This window comes from Halalkalibacterium halodurans, assembly GCF_004376175.1.
GTDB classification, from domain to species: domain Bacteria; phylum Bacillota; class Bacilli; order Bacillales; family Bacillaceae_D; genus Halalkalibacterium; species Halalkalibacterium halodurans.
On the sequence record NZ_SNUY01000007.1, the window covers coordinates 34,067 to 56,530 of the forward strand.

Sequence of the window (22,464 nt, forward strand, 5' to 3'; positions counted from 1 at the left end):
CGCCCATAATGGTGTGGCTGTTTCACTTATGATGTTCATATTGATAAGGCAAATACAACAGAGACGGATCGTTATATTCCATCATACCTACTTCAATGCACAGCTCGATCATTTGATGAACCCCGTTAAATTGTTGACGATTGCGCTGGTGGATACTCACAAGTGCCTCTTCTGTAATCTTTTTTGCTTTTTCAATGCTTTGATGTTCAACCGCATCAACGACTTCCTTCATCTTATCTAGAAAGTAGACCGTTTTTCTTAACGTCCGAATCAATAAAATTTGTCGTATATGGACAGGTGTATATAATCTATACCCGTTCTCGAGATTCCGCTCTGGTGAGAGAAGGCCTTCCTTTTCCCAATGACGGATGGCTGACGTCTGGACATTAGTCAATTCCGCAGCCTCACCGATTGTCATTTTATTTTTAATACGCCTATTGTTCAAGGTGGTAACATCGGGTTCTTGCAGCATCGCCAACGTTTGATCCGCTAGCCGTTTTTCCTCATGCAATTTCGCTTGTTCCTCATTAACGAGCCAAAACGCCTCATTCATCTCTTTCTTTTGGATGTGTCGAAGCACGTCATAGGTCAGTTGATAGCCAAAGCCAGGAACCATGGATCGTAAACAACGAAAATAGGCAAGATGAACCTTCGTGTAGAGACGGTACCCATTCTCGGCACGCTCAGGTGCTGGGACAACTCCCCACGATTCATAGTGTCTTAATGCACTTGTACTAATATGTAGCTCATCGGCAATTTCCTTTGGCTTGAAATAGCGCATCCTCCCACCTCCCAATAAATTAGGTACTTTAGGTTAGCAAAAATGAAAGCAAAACACAAACCTTACTGAAGAACATTAAAGTATAAAGAGAAACGATCCTTCAACCTATTATGCTTTATTCCTTTCTATATTGCTCTTACATCATTGTTATACCAACGATTGAGGCATTATACAGACGGGAAAAACGTTGCCATGAACTTTCCAATGGGATTCCAATTCCTAAGCAGTACATGTCCTAACGATCCGATCCATGAGCAAAGTATCTCGCTAAACTTGCTTTGCCCTCTTTCGTCCAAATATGTTAGTCTAACCGCTTTCCATAACATAACGAGCAAAACATCCATTCCCTACCATTCTCTAATTTCCTTAATTTGTATTTATTCATAGTCGTTTTATCATAGGGAAGGTTGCAAAGCTATGTCTCTTTGCAACCGTGTTCATTACAGAAAAATACTTTTTAAAGATCATTTTTCTCCACTTAAACAGTGAAAGAATCCGTTTCCATCTAGTCTATTTACTATTTTTACATATAAAATCAAGTCATTCCATTAAACATCTCATAGATTTGATATAAATCTACTAGTTGCCCTTATAAATACGATGAGTTTTTGATTATTTTCCTTCATCATGAAATCACTTTCATAAAAAGGGAAAACGTTTTTAAATCCTAATCTGACAAGGTGCTTGTATACATTTTCCTACCTTTTCTCCCCCGTTTTCCCGTCATTGCACGGGTCTTGCGAGAAAGCTAGACTGAATGTGTACATCGATATTGGGGGGAGAAAGAGCGGATAGGTCTGGTCTAACAAAGTAAAAAAAGGATTAAATTTCCTCTTGATTGTCTCAGGCCTTTGTTTGCTCTGGATGTTCCTTCACTATCAAAATCCTAAGGAGGAATGAGTATGGAGAGAATGAAACCAAATGCTTGGAAAGGAGTCGTACTATCAACAGCGATCGTTGTCAGTTCGCTACTTCCTTTCACAGCACATGCAGCTGAAAGGGAGTCTGATACCCCAGTATGGACACGTCAGCACGCATCAAATTTTGTTCTTACTGAGGACAACACGGCACCTGAAATCAATGATTTTGAACATGTGGCTCCTGATTATTGGATTTGGGATACATGGCCGTTAAAAGATCGTGATGGGAAGGTTGCTACTGTCAATGGCTATAAGGTGGCTTTCGCTTTAACTGCTTCTAAAGAGTACACATGGCACGGACGTCACGATGTAGCAGAAATTCGTTATTTCTACTCTAAAAACGGTAAGGACTGGACGATGGGTGATATCGCCTATGATCCAGACGAAGCCTACGGTTCAAGACGTTGGGCAGGATCGGCCATCATTGATGAAAACGATCGAGTCCATCTTTTTTACACTGCGACTGGTCGTGAAGGAGAAGAGGTACCATCCGTTGAACAGCGACTAGCCAAGGTGACATTTGACATTGAGGCGAAAAAAGGAAACAAAGGTGTCTCGCTTTCTAATTGGGGTGAGCATGAACTGTTGCTTGAAGCAGACGGAGAATACTACGAAACAATGGATCAAGCGACGGGAGACATTCTCTATTCATTCCGCGATCCTGAGTTTTTCAAAGATCCAAAGACTGGTGAAGAGTACCTTCTCTTCGAGGGTAATACGGCTGGCTATGAAAAAGTAGTAGAACCTCACCATATCGGAGATGAAGAATTCCGTAAAAATCATGAGGTCCCTAAGGGTGCCGAAGACTTTAACGGAAACATCGGCATTGCTAAGGCGTTAGATGATGATTTATCCGAGTTTGAGTTACAGCCTCCTCTTCTTGAGGCAATGGGTGTGAACCAGCAGCTTGAGCGTCCACACGTACTTGAAAAAGGCGGAAAGTATTACTTGTTCACGATTAGTCATGAGTTTACGTTTGCACCAGGATTATGGGGTCCAGATGGACTGTATGGGTTTGTCGCTGACTCACTTCATGGTGACTATAAACCATTAAATGAAAACGGACTTGTTGTCGCAAACCCTGAAAACAATCCATTCCAAGCCTATTCATGGTATGTCATGCCTAATGGAACAGTGCTCAGCTTTGTCAACGAGTTTCTTGATGTAAACGGCGACCTACAATTTGGTGGGTCATTCGCGCCAACTCTTAAACTATCCATTTCAAACGATACGACAAAAGTGACAGGTGAGCTTGGCGAAGGACAAATCATTCCTTCAAACTAAAACGAATAGAGGAGGTCCAAACATGAGAAAGCAAAGCATGTTAGTGGCGACTGCAATCATCGGCCTTTCGACGATCTTTTCACCACTAGCAGATTCTGCTACGGCTGAAGATCGAACCGGTTCCAATTGGACGAGAGAGCACGTTTCAAAAATCGAATTAAACGAACAAAACACCGCACCGATCATTAACGCTGACGAATTGGAAAAACTCGATGACGACTATCATACGTGGGACACTTGGCCGTTAAAAAACAAAGATGGCTCGGTGGCAACCGTTAACGGGTATAAAATCATTTTTGCCTTGTCGGCCCCAAGTGATGTCTTACCAGGAAAAGTCCACGACATCGCTGAAATCCGTTATTTTTACTCGAAGAATGGCAAAGATTGGGTAAGTGGCGGTCCAGTGTTTGAGGAAGGAGACGCCCTAGGCTCAAGGCAGTGGGCTGGATCAGCGATGATCGATGAAAATAACCAAATCCACTTCTTCTATACGGCGACTGGTCGAGAAGGTGAAGAGCCTCTTACCTATGAGCAACGATTTGCGAAAGCTTCGGCTGATGTCGTTACGTCAAAAAATGGCGTTTCGTTCGATAACTGGTCAGATCACCAGATCATCCTAGAAGCTGATGGTGAATACTATCAAACAAAAGAGCAAGGAGATCAAGGGGATATTGCTTACGCGTTCCGTGATCCAGAATTTTTTAAGGATCCGAAATCTGGAGAAGAGTACATTATCTTTGAAGGTAATTCAAGCGGTGCACCAGCCGACCGCTCATGCTTACCTGAACATAGCGGATCTCCAGAATTTGCTGAACATCACGAAGTTCCAGAAGGGTCTGTGTTGTTCAATGGTAGCATCGGGATCGCCAAAGTGACGAATGACGATTATACAGAATTCGAATTGCTCCCTCCTTTACTAGAGGCGAACTGCGTCAACCAAGAGCTTGAAAGGCCTCACATTATCGTAAAAGGGAATCAATATTACTTGTTTACAGACACCCATTTTGATAAATTCGCCCCTGGTATTACAGGGCCAGAAGGGTTATATGGCTTTGTGTCTGATGAGTTATTTGGTGACTATGAACCGTTAAATGGCAGTGGATTAGTCATTGCCAATCCTGAGGAAAACCCATTTCAAGCCTATTCCTGGTTAGTGCTGCCGAACGGTACGGTCATTAGCTTTGTCCACTTCACCGACATTGGTGACTTAACGATTGGAGACATCGGTCACCAGCCGGAGGAGTTTCAATTTGATCACTTTGGTGGTATGCCTGCCCCATCTTTAAAAATTGCATTAAACCAAGATCGCTCACGCATTGTTACTGAGTTAGGGCAAGGTGTCATTAAATAATGTTCACTTGGAGTCAGTCTTCCCTTTAGACTGGCTCCTCTCTATACACAAGGTAAAGGAGGAGAGCGAAAAACATCATGAAACGTTATCTCATCATCTTGACAATTATCGTCATCGCCATCGTCCTTTGGTTTATCACGAATAACGATGAAGAAATTGAACAGGAGCCTCCAGAAACACCGCCGGAAGAAGAGCCAATCGATGGAGTGGCCGCCCTATGGTCATTTGACGAAGGTTCTGGCCACACGACCGTTGAATCTCGCTCCGAACAAGAACATGACATTCATTATGTTTTTAACGAAGCCGTTGATAAACCGAATAGTGAGCCTCTTTGGAGAAACGGGATTTCGGGACACGCGCTACTGTTTGACGGCTATTCCACATGGATATCAGCTGATGCCTCTACCCTTGACCTTCCCGAAGGTTCCTTGACACTAGAAGCTTGGGTCGCTCCTCGTGCCTTTGAATGGGGAAACGACGACAAGCTTTCTTCCATCGTGAGTTTTCATGATAAAGAAGAGAAACAAGGCTTCCAACTAGGGGTGTTTCGTCACGGAACGTGGTCATTCCAATTTGGGACAGGCAAGGAATGGTTTGAAGTATGGGCAGAGGAAGAATTTAGCCTTCCGCACAACGAATGGTCCCATATCGTCGCTGTACTGTCTATGGAAACGAACGAGGTCGTCCTATATCGTAATGGTGAGCGGGCAGGCCATTTAGTCATTCCGCCTGAGGTAACGATCGAATTCCCAGATGAAGAGCTTCGAATTGGTAAAAACAATGCCCCCGCAAACATTAGCGACACATTCGATGCGAGTATGTTTAATGGCCTGATTGATGAGGTTGCGGTATATGAAACGGCGCTGGATCAACCGATAGTCGAGGAGCGTTTCAGCGAATATGCTGCTGAGGGGCTCCCTGACCCTAGCGAGGAACTTGCTTGGGATCGCAGCCGGTATGAAGGGGATCGTCACCGGCCACAGTACCATTTCACCGCTCCAGAGCACTGGATGAACGAGCCTCATGCTCCGCTCTATTTTAATGGTCAATACCATTTATTCTATCAATTCAACCCAGCGGGACCTTATTGGGGGAACATTCATTGGGGACATGCAGTGAGTGACGATCTGATTCACTGGCAAGACTTGCCGATCGCCTTAGCGCCGGAAGCCGATCAAGTGGATCCCGATGGCTCTTGGTCTGGGGACAGCGTGATTGATGAGGACGGTAACCCTGTTTTATTGTTTACGGCAGGGAACGACAGCATGACACCTAATCAAATGATCGGCTTAGCCAGAAGTACGTATTTAGAAGAACAAGACCATGAGTTAATCCATTGGATGAAACACCCAGAGCCTGTTGTCATGCAAGAAGAATTTGAGACCGATCGAGGGGTGGTATGGCATGGGCAGTTTCGTGATCCATTCGTGTTCAGATCTGGAGATCAATGGGTTCAGCTCGTTGGCTCTGGCATCAAAGACGGAGATGAGCCTGTCGGTGGCACCGCCCTCGTATACACATCAGATGATTTGGTGCATTGGGAATATCAACATCCGCTCATGATTGGCGATGTCCATGCCTATCCAGAAACGGGTCATGTGTGGGAGCTCCCTGTTATGCTACCCATTGGTGAAGACGAGCAGGGAGACGAAAAGCATGTATTCCTCATCAACCCTTGGTTTGATGGCGAGAGCGAGCATGCGGTGAAATATGTTTGGTACTGGATTGGCTCGTGGGATGAAGACACTTCTCAATTTATACCTGATCAAGAAGAGCCGCAGCTGTTAGATGTTGGCGAGCATTTCACAGGACCGAGCGGCATGGTAGATGAAGAAGGGCGATCGATCCTATTTTCGATTACGCAAGATAAACGAACAGAGGAAAGTCGTTATCAGGCAGGCTGGGCTCATAATGCCGGTCTCCCTCTCGTCCTATCCTTGCGTGACGGTCACCGTTTAGGAGTAGAGCCAATCCCTGAAGTGGAACAATTACGTGAGGAGCGGTTGTTTTCTCTCGAAGGTCCTACTTCAATTGAGGAAGCGAATCATCAATTGGAAGGGATTCGTGGAGACATGTTGGAAATCGAATTGACCCTCGACAGAAAAGACGCGCACAAAGCAGGAATTTACGTTCGTCAATCACCAGATCGGGAGGAAGAAACGTTACTTTTTTACGATTTTGCCGAACAGACATTAAATGTGGACCGAGAACGTTCTAGTTTATCAGACGAGGTAGAAAAAGGCATTCAAGGAGGTCATGTTGAGATCGATGGCGACCTTTTAAGGCTACGTATTTTTCTTGACCGCTCCATGGTTGAGGCTTATGTTAATAGCGTAAACAGCTTAACCACTCGCGTCTATCCGACGAAAAAAGACGCGCTCTCCTTAGAGCTATTTTCTGAAGGAGAAGCCGAAGTAAAGTCGATGCACGTATGGCGACTAAGTAGTGCTTTTAATACTCGATCTAAAGAAAAGTCTGACCCCCATGCCCATATGACGGCAGGCGAGGTCAGACTTTTATATTGCACGAAGATTTAGAGGATGTACAAAAATCCGAGGAAACATAGATACGAATCTATTCGTTACATTCCCGTGCCTTGCTCTTCTTCCCCTTCTTATCTTTCTTTGCCTTTTTTGAACATTCACTTCTGTTCAATTGGACGGGGACATGGAAATCATCCACGTTGATATGACCCCAACCACCGGTCGCATGATCCACGATTAAAATATAACTTTCAGTACCTATATAATCAGAAGCATCCCAGTGCACCCTGTAATAAGCTTCATTGTTTCCTCCTGTTGCTTTTTTCAACATTTTTCCGTCCGATTCCCGAACGAGAGCGACATAGAGATCATATATATTGTCTCCTCCTGAAACTAAAAAGTTGATCTGGCCGTTCCCACCAAGCGTGAAAGTCTCGGAACGCATCGCCCCCGTTTGTGAATCATCGCCTGTCGTTAAGCTCCACAGGTGGTAGGTTCCTACATGATTAAATGGCCCTCCCCACCCCCAATCGGTTCGATCCGTCACATCATCAGGACTGAACGCATCACCGTAAAGGATCGTCCAACCTTCCAGCCCCTTTTCAAAGCTAGGATTTGTAAGGTTACCAGTTGGAGGAGGATCGACGACAACAATATCAGTACTAGCTTCATGCCCTCCATCCCTCGTTTTTGCCGTAATCGAAACAGACCCTGATGCATGAGCTGTTACTCGCCCGTTCGTAACAGTCGCCACCGAAGGATCACTTGAGGTCCAAATGACATCCTTATTGGTTGCTTGCTGCGGGGAAACAATAGGTGTGACGTATTGTTCGGTTCCCGCCATCATCTCCTCTTTTTCACGGTTCAACTCAAGACCTGTGACCGATACGTCTTGATAGGCCGAATTCATTTCCCACACCTTCATAGACTTCACGATGACGGAATCTTCATGGTCATTGGCCCACAACTGGACACCCGTTGCGTCTGGCCTTGTCGGATAGGCTCTCGTTGTAATGTTTTGCAGACCGTTCAAGTACGCTTCAATCATCGAGCGGTCGAGGAAGACCCTCATGTTCATCTGCTCTCCGCCAAGATCAACCTGACCTCCTTGATACCATCCTTCCAAGTCACGATTCAAGCTCGAGCTTGTGCGATCAACCCAAAACTCCTTCGCGCTTTTTTTATAATAAAGGATCGTTTCCTCTTCCCCGTCAGGCGTCCTCCTGACACTTAGACCGGCCTCATTCGCTTGCCCGTGATCGAGCTCTAGCTCAATTTCGAGCATATCTCCTTGAATTTGAGAAAGAATCTCGTTCGCTTCAGCAAATGGCGTATCTTCCGTTATTTCTACTAATAGATCGCCTCGAAGCGATTCCACTTCCTCAATTGGTTCCATCCCGAGACGATTATCGTCACGGAGGTAGACATGAATCGGTAGACCAAAATTGTGAGCATAACCTGAATCATAATCAATTAACGCCGTTCGCCTTCCTTGGGCAATGCTATAAATAACCGTTCGCCCATCTGGTGTGACAAAGCCTGCTGGTCCTGTAAAATGATCACCAAAATCAAGTAATTTCGGCTCTTCATCGTCTGGAATGAACCTTGCCTTTTCCTTATCCCATGTTCCGATCCAATACCACGTATAGCGAGATTGGAATTGCTCTTCTTCCATTTTCGCTGGGTTAATAAGCAAAATATGCTTTCCGCTATCCCCTAGTGGTAGAAAGATCGGTAGCTCCCACACACGTCCAGTCTTCGGGTATTTTTCGAAATCGCCAACGTATAAGTATCCGCGGTACTCCCACTCTTCAAAGCTCGAATCCTCAGTCGAATAGACAAGCGCCGTTCCCCCTACTGGGTCGCCCTGTTCGGTTTCCACTCCTGACGTAATGAGCATGAACCACGTATCGCCATCTTTAAACAGAAACGGATCACGAAACTCTCCTAAAATGCCTTGACCAGGCTCTTGGTCTAAAAGAACCTCAGGATGCTTTTCCCAGCGATTTAAATCGAGGTCACCATCTTTGACAAACGTGCTTCGTGCAATGTTAATCCTCTGATTCGGCGTACGACGGTCATCACCCGCGGTATAAAAGATGACTGGGTTTCCATCATCATCAATGACCGCATCTCCGGCCCATGCTCCATCTGGATCTACATCGTGCCTCCCTGGAATGACAGCATCACGGGCATCTCGCCAATGAATCATATCATCACTTACTAAATGCCCCCAGCGAATATGGTTCCAGTAAGGGCCACGAGGGTTGCTCTGATAAAACACGTGGTATTGTCCATTAAAATAAAACGGACCACCCGGCTCATTTTGCCAGTGAACAGGCGGAGCTGCATGATATTGCGGACGGTGCGGATCATTTGCCAAAATACTACGATCGATGCGCATATTAGGGGTCGGCAAGTTCCCACCGACTTGGTCGAGATACCGCTCATATTCTTGTTGAACCTCCTCAGGAGATAGAGCCCGACCTCTTAGCTTCACCTCATCTAAAAGGCCGCTAAACATGTTGAGCGTGAAGCCGTACAACCACATTCCTTGGTTGTTCTTAGCGATTTTTAACGGCGTTGCGCTCGGCTTAATCAACGTCCCTTTCGGAAAATCACGCGAGGCTACCTTTTCTCCATTTAAATAAAGAACTACTTCCCCTGTCGAGCTTCGATAAGTAGCTGTAATGTACGACCATTCTTCAAGCGGAAGGACAACATCTGACATCACTTCAAACCAATCATCGCCTGTCCCAAACTGCAAGCCCCACGTGCCGTGACGGTAATGCCCGAAAATGAAGCCCTCCTTCTTCTCTCGATCATGCTGGTTCATAATCGCAGACAAACGTCCCTCATCCCCGTGCTCGAAATTTCTTGGTGCCACCCAAGCCTCAAGCGTGATCTCGTCTTCAGGAACGGGGATATGATGAGGCGGACTCTCGATCCATGTGGAGTAACCGTCAAACAACAGCGTCCCGTTTTCAATCCCATCATTTCTCCACATCGGATCACGCGGTGGTTGATACTTCCCTTCATTTAAAAAATAATGGATTCGCTGCTTTCTTCCGGTTACTTGCTCTTTCGTATGTTTTCCTTCTTGTTCATCAAAGGACCAATGCCCGAGCAACTCCCGCGAAAATGTGGAGTTATATACATTGAAATCATCCACGTTAATGTGACCCCAAGGCCCTGTCGCATCATCTACAATCTTGATGTACACTTCCTCGCCTACATAGGCCGACGCATCCCAGAATACCCGTTGATATGTCTCTGAATTACGCCCGGTCGCTCTAAATAATTCTTCCCCATCGGCTACCCGAACGAGAGCGACATAGAGGTTTTCAATGTCATCACCCCCACCGATTAAAAAGTCGATCCCGCCGTTCCCGCTTAACACAAACGGACTTGAGTGCAATTCTCCCGTTGCTTCGTCTCCAGCTGCTTTAAATCCCCAAAGATGATAGTCACCCGCTTGATCAAATGTGCCGCCATCGCTCCAATGCGTGTCTCGCACTAGGCTTTCCGGACCGTAGGCATCACCACTAACAACCTCCCAGCCGCGAATCCGATCAGGATGAAGAGCGGTATACTCAAAATCATGGTTGAAAATACCTGGCTCCACATTTCCATGCAATGAAGCGGTCGGCGGAACGTTGACATCGTCTAGGTTCAGGTGCCCTTCTGTCGACTGATCGACAATTTCAATGTAATACACGTCGTCCACATAAGCAGAGACATCCCAATGAACCCGGCGGTATGTGTCATTGCCGTGCCCCGTCTCTTTCATCACAACCTCCCCATCCTCGGCTCGAACGAGGGCTACGTATAAGTTTTCAATGTCTTCATCTCCACCGATCAGAAAATCGATCTGCCCATCTCCCCCTAATGTAAACGTTTGGGAGCGCATCACACCGACCTTGGAATCATCACCTCTTCCACCCCATATGTGCCACAGATTATTTTGCTTAAACGGCTGTTTGTTCCAATAATCAGCTTCGTCGGTAACCGCTCCATCGCTAAAGGCGTCTCCACGAACAACCGTCCAGCCCGTTAAATCACCTGTTTCAAAGCTAGGATTCTCCATTTCATAGGGTCCTTCTTTTTTTTCTTGATTGAACACTTGAATATCATCAAGATTGATATGGCCGAACCCGCCAGAATGCCTATCGACCACTTTTAAAAACATCGCTTCACCTAAATAATCAGAAGCGTCCCAGGTCACCTGTTGATATCGCTCATCATTGTGACCGGTTGCCCGGAACAATTCTTTTCCATCGGACGCCCTAACTAAAGCGACGTAGAGCCGCTCTTCATCTTCTCCACCGCCTATGCGAAAACGAATCGTTCCATCTCCGCCTAGCTTAAATAAGCTAGAGGTCATCATCCCTGCACGAACATCCGCCCGTTCTTCGTTCGCACCAGCAAATCCCCACAAATGGTAGCTGCCTTGATGACCAAAACGACCACCCCAGTACTCCTTCTGGTCCGTAATGACTCCTTCAAAGGCGCTTCCAAATGTCGTCCAGCCCGTGAGATCCCCCGTTTCAAAATCTGGATTTTCAATGTCATTCGGGAGCTCTGCTACGTTGATTTCACTCGGATCAATCCCGAAACTACGCTTAAATTCCTGCGGATAACTTGGGATGAATTCTGCCTGAGATAAAGGATAGATTTCGAGATTTTTCACATAAATTTCGCCTTCATCGCCAAACAATTCGACTCCCAAGCTGTCATGATCGGGAAAAATTTGCTCGGTAAACACAACCTCGCCCTCATTGAAAAACACTTCAACCGAGGACCGGTCAACCAATAAGTGAACTTTGACCGTTTCTTCTTCATGGAAAGGAGCCAGATGCTTTGCAGCAAAGTCTGGATGGAAGTGGACCTCGCCTGATTGTGTTCGATCCACATACACATTGTTTTCCGTTCGATCGATGCCAACAGCTGTCCATTCCCCCTCACCTTTTCTAACATGAAATCCTAGTTCGTTCGCCGTTGTTTTCGTCCAATCGATTTCAGCGATGATTTCGAGCGTGTCCCCTTCAGCCTCAGCAAGGAGCTCATTGGAACTAGAAACGCTCTGATCAGACCAACTTCGCTTTTTCCCGCGAAGGCTTTGAAGTTCTTTAACAGGAGTTTGTGTTAACACAAGTTCGTCGTCTACTTCCTTTAATGATAGCTCCCTTGGGACGGTCATTGCACTCCGCCAAGGATCGGTTGGAGTCTCTCCACCATAATGAGGGGTGCTCATCCAGCCAAGTAACAGTAGACGATCGTCTGGGGCATTGCTCCACGTCACCCCTGCATACATGTCGGGCCCAAAGTCGAGCCAGCGTATTTCCTCTTCATCCGGGGTAAAATGCGCACCGTCAAAATCGCCGATAAAATAGCCCATCCCTTGGCTCCCCGTTGGACCGTTGGCTACACTTGTGATCAGTACCCATTTATGCTCGTTTCCTTGTTTGTTTACTGGGAGTTTTATAAGGTCCGTACATTCCCAAATCCCAAGGTCCCCATTGATTTCTGGCGTCTCAAATCGGCCTTCCTTCGTCCATTCCCTTAGATCAGGAGAAGAATAGAAATCGGCTTGCTTCCCCGTGGCAATGACCATCCGCCATTCATTTGATTCCTCATGCCAAAACACCTTCGGATCGCGGAAAACACCGTCACCTCCGTTGCTTACTTTTGCTTCGTCGGGCATCTCAATGACAGGATTTCCTTCGTACGTTTCCCACGTCCGTCCTTTATCATTGCTGTAGGCGAGACCCACCGTTTGATGGTCCTGACCAAACTCATACGTGAAAATCGCAACTAAAACCGGCGTTTCACCTGATTGAAAGCCGCTCGTATTTTTCTCATCAACGACGGCACTTCCAGACCAAATAAAGCCATGTTCATCAGGGTATAACGCAATCGGTTGGTGCTCCCAGTTGACGAGGTCGGTACTGATCGCATGCCCCCAATACATCGGTCCCCATACCGTTTCTGTCGGATTATGCTGGTAAAATAAGTGGTACTCTCCATCAAGGTACACCATTCCATTCGGGTCGTTCATCCAGTTTTGTTCAGGTGTAAAATGAAATTGGGGCCGGTATTTTTCATCATAATAATCCAAAGAACCGCTCCCTTCTGCTTCCACATCCCCACTTGCACGAACATCTAACAACGGTTGGCTTAACATCAATAAAATCAGCAACACAATCAACCATCGATTAGGTGAACCTCTTTTCATTAAAATCCATCTCCTTTTATAGGGTAGTAAAACAGGACAAAGGATAAAACCCACCTTGAAAATCGTTCAAACATTGTTCAAATCACTTAAAATAAAAGCGCTTTCATTTTTATCTGCGCCTTTCTCCCCTGCCGCAAAAGCCGCAGGGGGGCACCTGTTACGCGTAAATTCCGTTCAACTCCCAAACGACCATCGACTCCACCACAAGAGCTTCGTCCCCAAAGAGCGATAGCCCCTTTGCGCTCCCCAATGTAGGGTATACTCGTGTCGTTAAACTTTTCACGTCATTCATATACGCTTCAACGAGAGACTTATCTAAAAACACTCGCAGCCGAAGCGGTTCATTTTTGGCAATGCCTGTCGCTCCACCTTGAACTCCCTTTGTTTTTTCATGCTGATCAAGCGTGGTCTTACTACGATCGACGAAAAAAGCTTGGGTGGAGAAGTCATAATAAAGCAACGTCTCCTCCTTACGATCATCGGACTGACGGACGTACAAGCCGCAGCACCCTTCCTCTCGGGCTTGAAACGTCACTTGAATTTCCAACATATCACCTGAGATTTCTTTTAATTCTTGATTGACGGCAGCAACCGTTTTCTGACTCACGTCAAGTAATTTCCTTTTACGAAGAGTCTCTACTTCTATGATCGGCCTGAATTTTAGCCGATCATCTCCCGCCAAGTAAAGCTCAACAGGCAACCCGCCATTGTGGGCCCAACCCGAAGCGTATTCATACTCGATCGGCCGTTCCCCTTGAGCAATCGTAAAAAGGATGAGGCGTCCAGTCTTTGGATCGATCATCGCCGAAGGTCCGGTAAAGTGAAAATCACCTAAATCAAATAGCTGCGGCTCTTCCTCGTCAGGGAGAAACCGTCCGTTTTCACGATCCCACGTCCCGATCCAGTAAAAAACCTCCACATCTGCCTCATCCCCTATCGGACTAATGATGAAAATGTGCTTTTCTTTCCCGCGACTATCGGTTCCGAGCGGAAGCAAAATCGGGAGCTCCCACACCCTCCCTAAAAAAGGGTACTTCGCTCGATCACTTATGTAGAGGGGGCCTTTAAACGTCCATTCATATAAATCGTCTGATTCAAATAACAGCGCTGTTCCACCCCGGCCGTTCATACCAGAGCCGACTAGTTGGTACCAGATCGCCCCTTCTTTCCAAACAAACGGATCGCGAAATCCATCGTCATCTAAATCGAACCCTTCTGGCTGAATCAATACAGGCTCTGAGTGCTTTATCCATTTCTTGAGCTCTATGTCGCCATCTTGCTTCACGGTACTTCGCGCTAAGCCGATCCGCTGATTCGGAAGACAGCGATTGTCACCAGCAGTAAAAAATAAAACCGGAACACCTTCTTCATCGTAATGGGCACATCCTGACCACGTTCCATCAGGGTCCACATGATCTTTTTCAGGTGAAAGGGCAACAGGCAGATCCCGCCAATGGATCAAATCCTCACTAATCCAATGACCCCAATGAATGTTTCCCCAATACGGTCCTTGTGGATTGTGCTGATAAAAAAGGTGATACCGCCCTTTATAGTAAAGCGGGGCATGGGGTTCATTCATCCAGTGTCCCGGCGGTGAAAGGTGATATTGCGGTCGATGGACATCGGATCCAAACTCCTCACGCTGAATCGCCATATCCTTTTCAGCAATTTCCGGGATTTGCCCATCATAAATAGACAAATACGCTCGCCATTCCTTAAGAAGTTCTTCTTCCGTTAACGCTCGGCTATATATGCGGACATCATCGATCAAGCCACTAAACATCCCGAGTGAAAACGTGTCCTCGATCATCTTCGGATCATTGTGCTTCCCAATGAGCAAATCCGTATCGGCGCAAGCAATCGGAATGCCTTTCTCTCCGTATGTGTTCGCCACTTGTGTTCCATTTAAGTAGAGAGCCATAAAGCCGTCGGTAGGATCATAGGTGGCCGCAACGTGCGTCCATTCGTTTTTCGGCACGGTGATCTCCCTGCTAGAAACTTTCAACCAGCCCTTCGCTAATCCGACGTGAAATGCCACCACGCCATGGGGTTGAAAGCCAAGGATGAATCCTGTCTTATCCTTCGGTACATGCTGATTAACGAGCGCTGCCATTACATCGTCATCAATGCCGCCATAGGAATGGGGGGCGACCCAAACGGATATGGTGAGCCCCTCTTTTAAAGGGGGGAATGCCTCCTTCTTCCTTCTCACATATGTTGAATACCCATCAAACCACAACGAATGCCCGCGAATCCCCTGTCGTCGTTTAATCGTTCGACTAGGCTGAAACACAGCCTGCTGGAACACGTGATGAACCGCGTCTTCGATGTGTTGAACCTTATCTCGCGTAACGTGCCCTTCTCGTTCGTTAAACGGCCAATGGGCCAAAAGGGCATGATCAATTAAACCTGCTTCACCTCTCACAAGCTTCCCCTCCATCTTTCATATAAAAGCCGGAACAGTAGATTCAGCTCCGGCTCATAGACTTGCTGCTTATAAAACGAACCTTTAATCAGTGGGCGTTGAGTGAATCAGGACATTAGCGTCCGTTATCTCCCGCCTAAATAGATTCAGCTCCGCTCTCTATTTTGAGGCGGGAGTTTTACGGACGGTTATTGTGATAAATTTTCGTTAAAACGATCGAGGCCCTCTTGATAAATCTCCATTAATTCATCAAGCCCCATTCTCTCAAGCTGGTTCACATACGAATCCCATTCTTCCTCAACTCCGCCATTTAACAACCAAAGGGCTTGTTGCTGATTCACGAAATCTAAAATTTCCATTTCCAAACGGTTGATGCGGTCAAGCTCTTCCTCCGTGAAAAAGATATCTGGGTAATTCTCTTCCACTAAATAAGGAGCATACACTTCTTCAATGTCGTTCAGACGCTGCTTCGCACGCGGTTCCATATCGACAACCGTTCCAAAGTGCTCAGCTAGTACGACCGTCGGACCGTTCGGTGCTACTTTTTGCCGCAGTTCGCCCATCGCAACGCCTTCGTCTAGCTCTTTATTGACGAGCATCCCCTTTTCATCTTCCTCATAAATGATCCCGATCGGACCCCAACTTATTTGCGCGGACATCTTCGGATCATAGAGCTGATCGACCCAGCGCATCGTAATTTCCGGATGCTTGTTCGCAGATGTAATCACGAACGCGCCTCTATCGTATTCGGAGTAATTCGATCGACCGACCATTTGATGACCATTTGGCCCTTCTAACGGTGGTAAGAGCACATAGTCGTCCGCACGCTCCGGCCCAACAATTTCCTCTGTCTCCCACCAAATGTAGGCACCTAGCGTTGGTGGGTTCGTCTTCCCTTTAGCAAAATATTGACTGACATCATGGGTAAATGCTTCTGGATCAATTAGCCCTTCATCCACCCAATCGTGGAAATAGGCAATCGCTTCTTTATACTCTGGCTGAACAGCAGTAAAAATGACATTACCGTCGCGAACGATACGATGATCCACATTATCTGGAATCCCGAAGGCGGCAAACATATCGCCGAAGTTCCCTGTCCAGTGATTGTGCATAAAGCTAAAAGGAATGACATCCTTCTTTCCAGTGCCATTCGGATCTTCATCGCGAAAGGCACGGAGCACATCCCCAAGTTCATCAAGGGTGGTCGGCATCTCAAGTCCTAGCTCATCTAACCAAGCTTTGTTGATCGATGTAAAGTTCGGGACCGCGGCTAATCCCATCTCTTCCGCTTTCGGCAACGAATAAATGTGGCCATCAGGAGCCGTTACCATACTTTTTAGCTCTGGGCGTTGCTCAAAGATGGCTTGCAGGTTTGGCGCGTACTCCTCAATTAAATCTTCTAACGGGATGATCGTACCTGCTTGACCGTATTTGACAATCTCATGATCGGAAAACTCAGCATTGTAAAAAGCATCGGGGAGATCGTTGCTCGCAAGCATTAAATTTTTTCGTTCTTCATAGCCATCACCAGGGATATTATCCCAAGCGATATGGACATTGGTCATCTCCTCTAACGATTGAATGATTTCCATTTCATTAAAATCTGGTGCTAATGGCGCTTTTGGTGACACAAACTTTAACGTGACTTTTTCATCGACGATCGGCAATCCCTCTCGATGAAACTCATGGGCTCCTTCACCGTCGCCCTCCTGACTGCCAGTGCTGTTTGAACACGCGATCACCCCTACCATCAGTGCCATGATTAGTAAACATACAGCTAATCGTTTTCTCATTTACATGCGCCCCCTTTTTATATCGTTTGCTATCCTTGAAACCCGTCGTATGCTGCCCCTACATTTTTGAACGCTTCATAACAAAGAACATAAATCGCATAACACGTAAAGCTCGTCATGAACACCATCAATACAGGGATCTGATAAATGAAATATCCAGCTAAAACGATAACGCCCACGCTTAAGCTTGTATATTTAAGTTGACTTGTCGCGATCAAAAACGCATTGCGAACTAAATGCACGACCGGCAAGTCAAAATGAACAATAACCGGAAATAAATACACCGTTGTAAAGCTGAAAAGGATCAACATGAAGCCAATAAGTACTGTGACACCGAAACCGCCAATGGATTCCATTGGCTTTAACAATGGTAGATTGGCAAATAAAAGTCCCGCAAGCGGTAGCCACACCAAGGTGAGACCGATACTGACTTTCACGTTTTTTCGACAATGGTGAATAAATGGCTTCAGCACATTCGTTTCTTTTTTCATATGCCAATCACGAAGTACACCAAACATTGCTAATGTAGCCGGAACGAATGTAATAACAGGCAAGCAAGCAAGAAGCCATAACAAGTTCAAAAGAAAGAAATTCACGCAGCGTTCTACTAGTTGATAGAGCTTGGAATCTAACAAACTCATTAGTCATCTCTCCTTATATGGCAGGACTTAACCTTTAATCCCACCAATCATGACGCCTTGAACGAAGTATTTTTGCACAAACGGATAGACGATGAGAAGTGGCAAACTTCCGACGATAATCACCCCGTATTTAATCAAATCAGCAATTCGTTGTTGGGCAGCCATCGACTCTAAGTCGCCGACCATCGTGGCCGCAGCCTCATTTTGGATTAGAATGTTCCGCAAAATGAGTTGAAGCGGGTACAGGCTTTCATCGTTTAAATAGACGAGAGCATCAAAGTACGAATTCCAATGTCCAACCGCATAGAACAGAACCATGACAGCAATAATGGGCTTCGACAAAGGTAAGACAATCTTCGTGAAAAACTTCGTATTGGAGCATCCATCAACCTTTGCGGCCTCTAGCATTTCCTGCGGGATCGTCGCCTGGAAGAACGTCCTTGCGACGATAATATTCCAAATCGCCACCGCCTTCGGAATGATCATCGCCCACATCGTGTTGACCATCCCAAGGTTTTGGACAACCAAGTAAGTCGGAATCAAGCCACCTGAGAAAAACATCGTAAACACGAACATCATCATGAAAAACGTGCGACCGTAAAAGTCTTTGCGTGACAAAGCATAGGCTGCTGTTAACGTCAGGCTGACATTAAGAGCAGTACCGAGCACCGTGTAGATAATCGTATTTTTATAACCGGTCCAAATTTTCCCGTCTTGGAAAATACGGGAATACCCTTCGAACGTAATCTCCACCGGGTAGAGCCACACATCCCCAGCAAAAATGCGATCGGGATTGCTGATAGAGGCAATGACGATAAAATAGAGCGGGTAAAGAACCGCAAGCAACATGAGCGTTAAAAGCGTGATGTTGATCACATCAAACAGTTTGTCTTCCTTTGATCGTCTAATTGTGGACAAGCTCATCTTTTTCCACCCTCCTTTACCATAAGCCGCTACCTGAAAGGCGTTTGGCGACTCGATTGACATACCATAGCAGGAAGAGATTAATCACGGCATTAAATAAACCGACAGCAGCGGCAAAGCTATACTGTGCTTGCTGAAGACCGACCTTATAAACATAGGTTGGGATGATTTCAGATGCACTTTGATTCAGCGGTGTCTGCAGCAAATACGCTTTTTCAAATCCAATATTCATGATGTTTCCAACGGATAAGACGAGCAAAATCACCGCAATCGGGAGGATGGCTGGTATATCGACGTGAAGAATCCGTTGAAACTTGTTTGCACCGTCCATTATCGCGGCCTCATGAACCTCAGGATTTACCGCGGCAAGGGCAGCTAAATAAATAATCGCGGCCCAGCCTGTTTCCTGCCAAAGACTTGAACCAACGTAGAGCGGTTTAAACCACGACGCCTCTGCCAAAAAGCGAATCGGCTCCACGCCTACTAGCATTAAAAAGTTGTTCACTAATCCATTATTCGAGAAAAACACGTAGGCCATCCCGACTAACACTACGACGGAGATGAAATGCGGCGCATAAATGACCGTTTGGACAAATTTTTTATACCGTTTGAACACCAATTGATTCAGCATTAACGCAACAATGATCGGCGTCGGGAAAGTTAGAATTAATTGCAACGCACTTAAGGAAAAGGTGTTATACATTAGATCCCAAAATTGATATGACTCAAAAAAACGGATAAAATGTTCAAGCCCTACCCACGGACTTCCGGTAATCCCTAGGCCCGGGGAGTAGTCACGAAAGGCAATTTGCACGCCGTACATCGGAATATAGTGAAAGACAATAAAGTAAACTAGCGTAGGCAGCAGGAACAAATAAAGCTCCCAATTTTGTTTGATTTGTTTCCAGCGCTTATTTTTCTGTCGTCTTGTTGGCTTAGAGTTGTTCACTGGGTGCAAAGGAACTTGTGGCGGCTGCTGCGAGAAGGTTTGTTTCTTTGCTGCTGGCTCCACGGCGCCTTCCCTCCTTTTTTTCTTCAAAGTCTCAAATACGCGCTTTGATTTAAACGATTACGTAAACGTTTTTATTTCCTCCCTGTCACGTGCTCCCACGTGCTCTGCAACGCATAAAGCTCTAACGAAACTAACCTCACCTCTCCCCCTTTCACATAAAATTCCATAGCCTTGCTATCATCTTCTGGGAAAATCAAATCGGTTATGACCACTTCGCCATCGTTTAAAAAAAGCTCAACAGAAGATTTATCCACAAAGATGTGGAACGTCACACAGCCTGTTTCTCCTTTCACCTGTATTGAATGCCGACCTTTAAACGCCTGATGGAACTCGCTCTCACCTGAATGTTCACGATCGACAAACACTTGCTGATCATTCGTCCGATAGCCGATAATAGTTCCCTGATCGTGACCAGAGGATTTCCTCACGTTAAAGCCAAATTCTGAGGCGGTGAGATTTTCGACTGTTGCGACAATTTCAAATACATTTTCCGCTTGATTGGCTAGCACATTCACCGTCTCATCCACCATTTCATTTTCTATCACGAGCTTGCTCTGACGGAGGGTACGCAATTCGGCAATCGGCTGTTGCACCAATGTAATGTCTCCATTGACCGTTTCTCGAAGCCCCACTTCACGAGGAATTGACATCGCGCTCCTCCACGGGTTAGTCGGCAATTCATTGGCATATGTCCAATCGCTCATCCACGCGAGCCATATTCGCCTGCCGTCCGCACTTGGTAGATCGGAAAACGACTGAGCTGCGTAAAAATCCCGTCCGTAATCGACCCATAACGTTTCAGATGCCGGACGATCATTGGTAAAGGACACGCCGTCAAACTCGCCGATAAAATATTGACCACCGGAACCGCCTGCAATCGCCCCTGCGCCTAAATCCACTTGCAGCACCCATTTTTTCTTTGCATGATTCCCGTCGACTGGAAGCGGGAAAAGGTCTGGGCATTCCCACACACCACCATGGGCACCGTCTGTACTACCGAATTCGCTCAAGTAATCCCACTCGATAAGATTTTTCGAGCCGTACAGCATCACTTTTTGTCCTGCCGCTACCACCATGACCCACTTGTTCGTGTCATCGTGCCAAAACACTTTTGGGTCGCGAAAATCCTTTTCTTCTCCATTGGTGAGCACCGGATTGCCGTCATACTTCTGCCATGTTCGGCCTTTGTCCTGGCTATATGCAAGACTCTGAGATTGTATCCCCAGTTGTTCATCGTGGTGGGTAAAAATGGCGACAAGTCCCTCACCACCAGTGAATAGTCCTGACGTATTCTCCCAATCGACAACAACACTCCCTGAAAAAATCATTCCATACTCATCGGGCTCCAAGGCAATCGGCAGGTGCTCCCACCTTAGCAGATCTTGGCTCACGGCGTGACCCCAATGCATCGGTCCCCATTTCCGGCCATTCGGATGGTACTGATAAAACAAATGATATTCACCCGCATAATAGACGAGCCCATTCGGGTCATTCATCCAATTCTCCTCGGGGGTAAAATGAAATTGCGGTCGGTACTTTTCCGTATAATCGCTCACTCTATCTGTCGGTCTTTTTACATTTGGCACCGTACCCACTCCTCACACTCTGTTTATTTGGTCTTTCAATAATGATTGTACGTCTTCAAGTCTCGGTAACGCGGAAATCGCCCCTCTTCTTGTAGCCGTTAACGCCCCGCAAACATTGGCAAACGTTAAAAGCATCTCAAGCAAGTCTGGATCGCTTAGAATGTCTTGCAACAGCTCATACTTGAGCAACGGGGCAAGTCTATAAAGAAATCCGCCCACAAAAGCATCTCCTGCTCCCGTCGTATCGACCGCTTTCACCTTGATGGCTGTCATATAGCCTGAGCTTGTTTTCGTGTAATACGCGCAGCCAGCTTCTCCCTTTGTCACGAGCACGAGCTTGACCGAGCCTATGAACAAGGATTTGGCGGCAGTGAGTTCTTCCTCATCGCCAGTTAAGAAGGCCAGCTCCTCTTCACTTAGTTTTAAAATGTCTACATTGGGAACCTGCCCGAGAATGGCCTCCCTTGCTTGCTGTTCATCTCCCCATAACGGCAGCCGGATGTTCGGATCAAAGCTAATGATCATCTCGTTTTGCTTCGCGTAGTGTATGGCTTGAAGTGTCGCCTCTCTCACCGGATTGGTAATGAGCGAAATTGAGCCAAAATGAAAGATAGCCGCACGTTTAAACCACTCTTCTTGTAAATCAGTAGGTTTGAACAGCATATCGGCTGACGGCTCACGGTAAAAGAGAAAATCCCGTTCACCATCATTGTCTAAGGATACGAAGGCGAGAGCGGTCTTCGCCTCTGTTGTTTGCAAAAGGGGTTTTGTGTCCACCCCTTTTTTGCGAAGCGTCTCGATTAAAAAGTCACCAAATGGGTCGGCCCCTACCTTTCCAATCATGGATACGTGACCGCCGAGATGAGCGATCGCTGCACTCACATTAGCAGGGGCACCGCCTGCCTCTTTTTGAAACTGATGAACATCCTTTAATTTGTCTCCGTTTTTTAACGGGACAAAATCGATTAATAGCTCGCCAAAGCACAGTATATCCGCCATGATCACACCTCGTCAGTTTAATTTAAACGT

At 46.4% G+C, this 22,464-nt stretch carries 12 protein-coding genes; 3 read left to right on the forward strand and 9 right to left on the reverse strand.

Features of this window, described 5'->3' with window-relative positions:
• Positions 1-22 precede the first annotated feature (22 nt).
• Positions 23-781, reverse strand: coding sequence for a TioE family transcriptional regulator (locus E2L07_RS03730; protein WP_134228878.1), 759 nt, complete (start codon positions 779-781; stop codon positions 23-25).
• A 902-nt stretch (positions 782-1,683) separates the two neighbouring features.
• Between E2L07_RS03730 and E2L07_RS03735 the strand changes: the two genes are divergently transcribed.
• The 3 genes from E2L07_RS03735 (at position 1,684) to E2L07_RS03745 (ending at position 6,873) form a co-directional block, all read left to right on the forward strand.
• A complete protein-coding gene (locus E2L07_RS03735; protein WP_134228879.1) occupies positions 1,684-2,985 on the forward strand; it encodes a glycoside hydrolase family 68 protein in 1,302 nt (433 codons plus the stop codon).
• 22 nt (positions 2,986-3,007) lie between these two features.
• Positions 3,008-4,336 carry a glycoside hydrolase family 68 protein gene (locus E2L07_RS03740; protein ID WP_134228880.1) on the forward strand — a complete coding sequence of 443 codons (1,329 nt, stop codon included), beginning with the start codon at positions 3,008-3,010 and terminating at the stop codon, positions 4,334-4,336.
• A 77-nt stretch (positions 4,337-4,413) separates the two neighbouring features.
• Positions 4,414-6,873 (forward strand): GH32 C-terminal domain-containing protein, encoded by a 2,460-nt coding sequence (locus E2L07_RS03745; protein ID WP_134228881.1) that lies wholly within the window; start codon positions 4,414-4,416, stop codon positions 6,871-6,873.
• A gap of 37 nt (positions 6,874-6,910) precedes the next feature.
• Here E2L07_RS03745 and E2L07_RS03750 read toward each other — a convergent pair whose 3' ends face one another.
• The 8 genes from E2L07_RS03750 to E2L07_RS03785 all read right to left on the reverse strand — a co-directional run bounded on the left by E2L07_RS03750 (position 6,911) and on the right by E2L07_RS03785 (position 22,434).
• Complete coding sequence (locus E2L07_RS03750; protein ID WP_134228882.1) at positions 6,911-13,054, reverse strand: GH32 C-terminal domain-containing protein; 6,144 nt, start codon at positions 13,052-13,054, stop codon at positions 6,911-6,913.
• Positions 13,055-13,211: 157 nt separating this feature from the next.
• On the reverse strand, positions 13,212-15,479 hold the full coding sequence (locus E2L07_RS03755; RefSeq protein WP_243854899.1) for a GH32 C-terminal domain-containing protein: 2,268 nt from the start codon (positions 15,477-15,479) through the stop codon (positions 13,212-13,214).
• A 188-nt stretch (positions 15,480-15,667) separates the two neighbouring features.
• Positions 15,668-17,272, reverse strand: a complete 1,605-nt coding sequence (locus tag E2L07_RS03760; protein ID WP_134228884.1) for an ABC transporter substrate-binding protein — start codon at positions 17,270-17,272, stop codon at positions 15,668-15,670.
• Positions 17,273-17,301: 29 nt separating this feature from the next.
• A complete protein-coding gene (locus tag E2L07_RS03765; protein ID WP_134228885.1) occupies positions 17,302-17,913 on the reverse strand; it encodes a YesL family protein in 612 nt (203 codons plus the stop codon).
• A 27-nt stretch (positions 17,914-17,940) separates the two neighbouring features.
• Entirely contained in the window at positions 17,941-18,837 is an 897-nt protein-coding gene (locus tag E2L07_RS03770) for a carbohydrate ABC transporter permease (protein ID WP_134228886.1), read from the reverse strand.
• Positions 18,838-18,853: 16 nt separating this feature from the next.
• Positions 18,854-19,786 (reverse strand): ABC transporter permease, encoded by a 933-nt coding sequence (locus E2L07_RS03775; protein ID WP_208401977.1) that lies wholly within the window; start codon positions 19,784-19,786, stop codon positions 18,854-18,856.
• 134 nt (positions 19,787-19,920) lie between these two features.
• Complete coding sequence (locus tag E2L07_RS03780; protein WP_134228887.1) at positions 19,921-21,435, reverse strand: glycoside hydrolase family 32 protein; 1,515 nt, start codon at positions 21,433-21,435, stop codon at positions 19,921-19,923.
• Positions 21,436-21,447: 12 nt separating this feature from the next.
• Positions 21,448-22,434: a PfkB family carbohydrate kinase gene (locus tag E2L07_RS03785; protein WP_134228888.1), complete on the reverse strand. Its 987-nt coding sequence runs from the start codon at positions 22,432-22,434 to the stop codon at positions 21,448-21,450.
• Between the last annotated feature and the right edge of the window lie 30 nt (positions 22,435-22,464).

Bases quoted from the DNA above. Each gene is read 5' to 3' on its own strand.
- E2L07_RS03730 (WP_134228878.1), bottom strand. From the start codon at position 781: ATGCGCTATTTCAAGCCAAAGGAAATTGCCGATGAGCTACATATTAGT.
- E2L07_RS03735 (WP_134228879.1), top strand. From the start codon at position 1,684: ATGGAGAGAATGAAACCAAATGCTTGGAAAGGAGTCGTACTATCAACA.
- E2L07_RS03740 (WP_134228880.1), top strand. From the start codon at position 3,008: ATGAGAAAGCAAAGCATGTTAGTGGCGACTGCAATCATCGGCCTTTCG.
- E2L07_RS03745 (WP_134228881.1), top strand. From the start codon at position 4,414: ATGAAACGTTATCTCATCATCTTGACAATTATCGTCATCGCCATCGTC.
- E2L07_RS03750 (WP_134228882.1), bottom strand. From the start codon at position 13,054: ATGAAAAGAGGTTCACCTAATCGATGGTTGATTGTGTTGCTGATTTTA.
- E2L07_RS03760 (WP_134228884.1), bottom strand. From the start codon at position 17,272: ATGAGAAAACGATTAGCTGTATGTTTACTAATCATGGCACTGATGGTA.
- E2L07_RS03765 (WP_134228885.1), bottom strand. From the start codon at position 17,913: ATGAGTTTGTTAGATTCCAAGCTCTATCAACTAGTAGAACGCTGCGTG.
- E2L07_RS03770 (WP_134228886.1), bottom strand. From the start codon at position 18,837: ATGAGCTTGTCCACAATTAGACGATCAAAGGAAGACAAACTGTTTGAT.
- E2L07_RS03785 (WP_134228888.1), bottom strand. From the start codon at position 22,434: ATGGCGGATATACTGTGCTTTGGCGAGCTATTAATCGATTTTGTCCCG.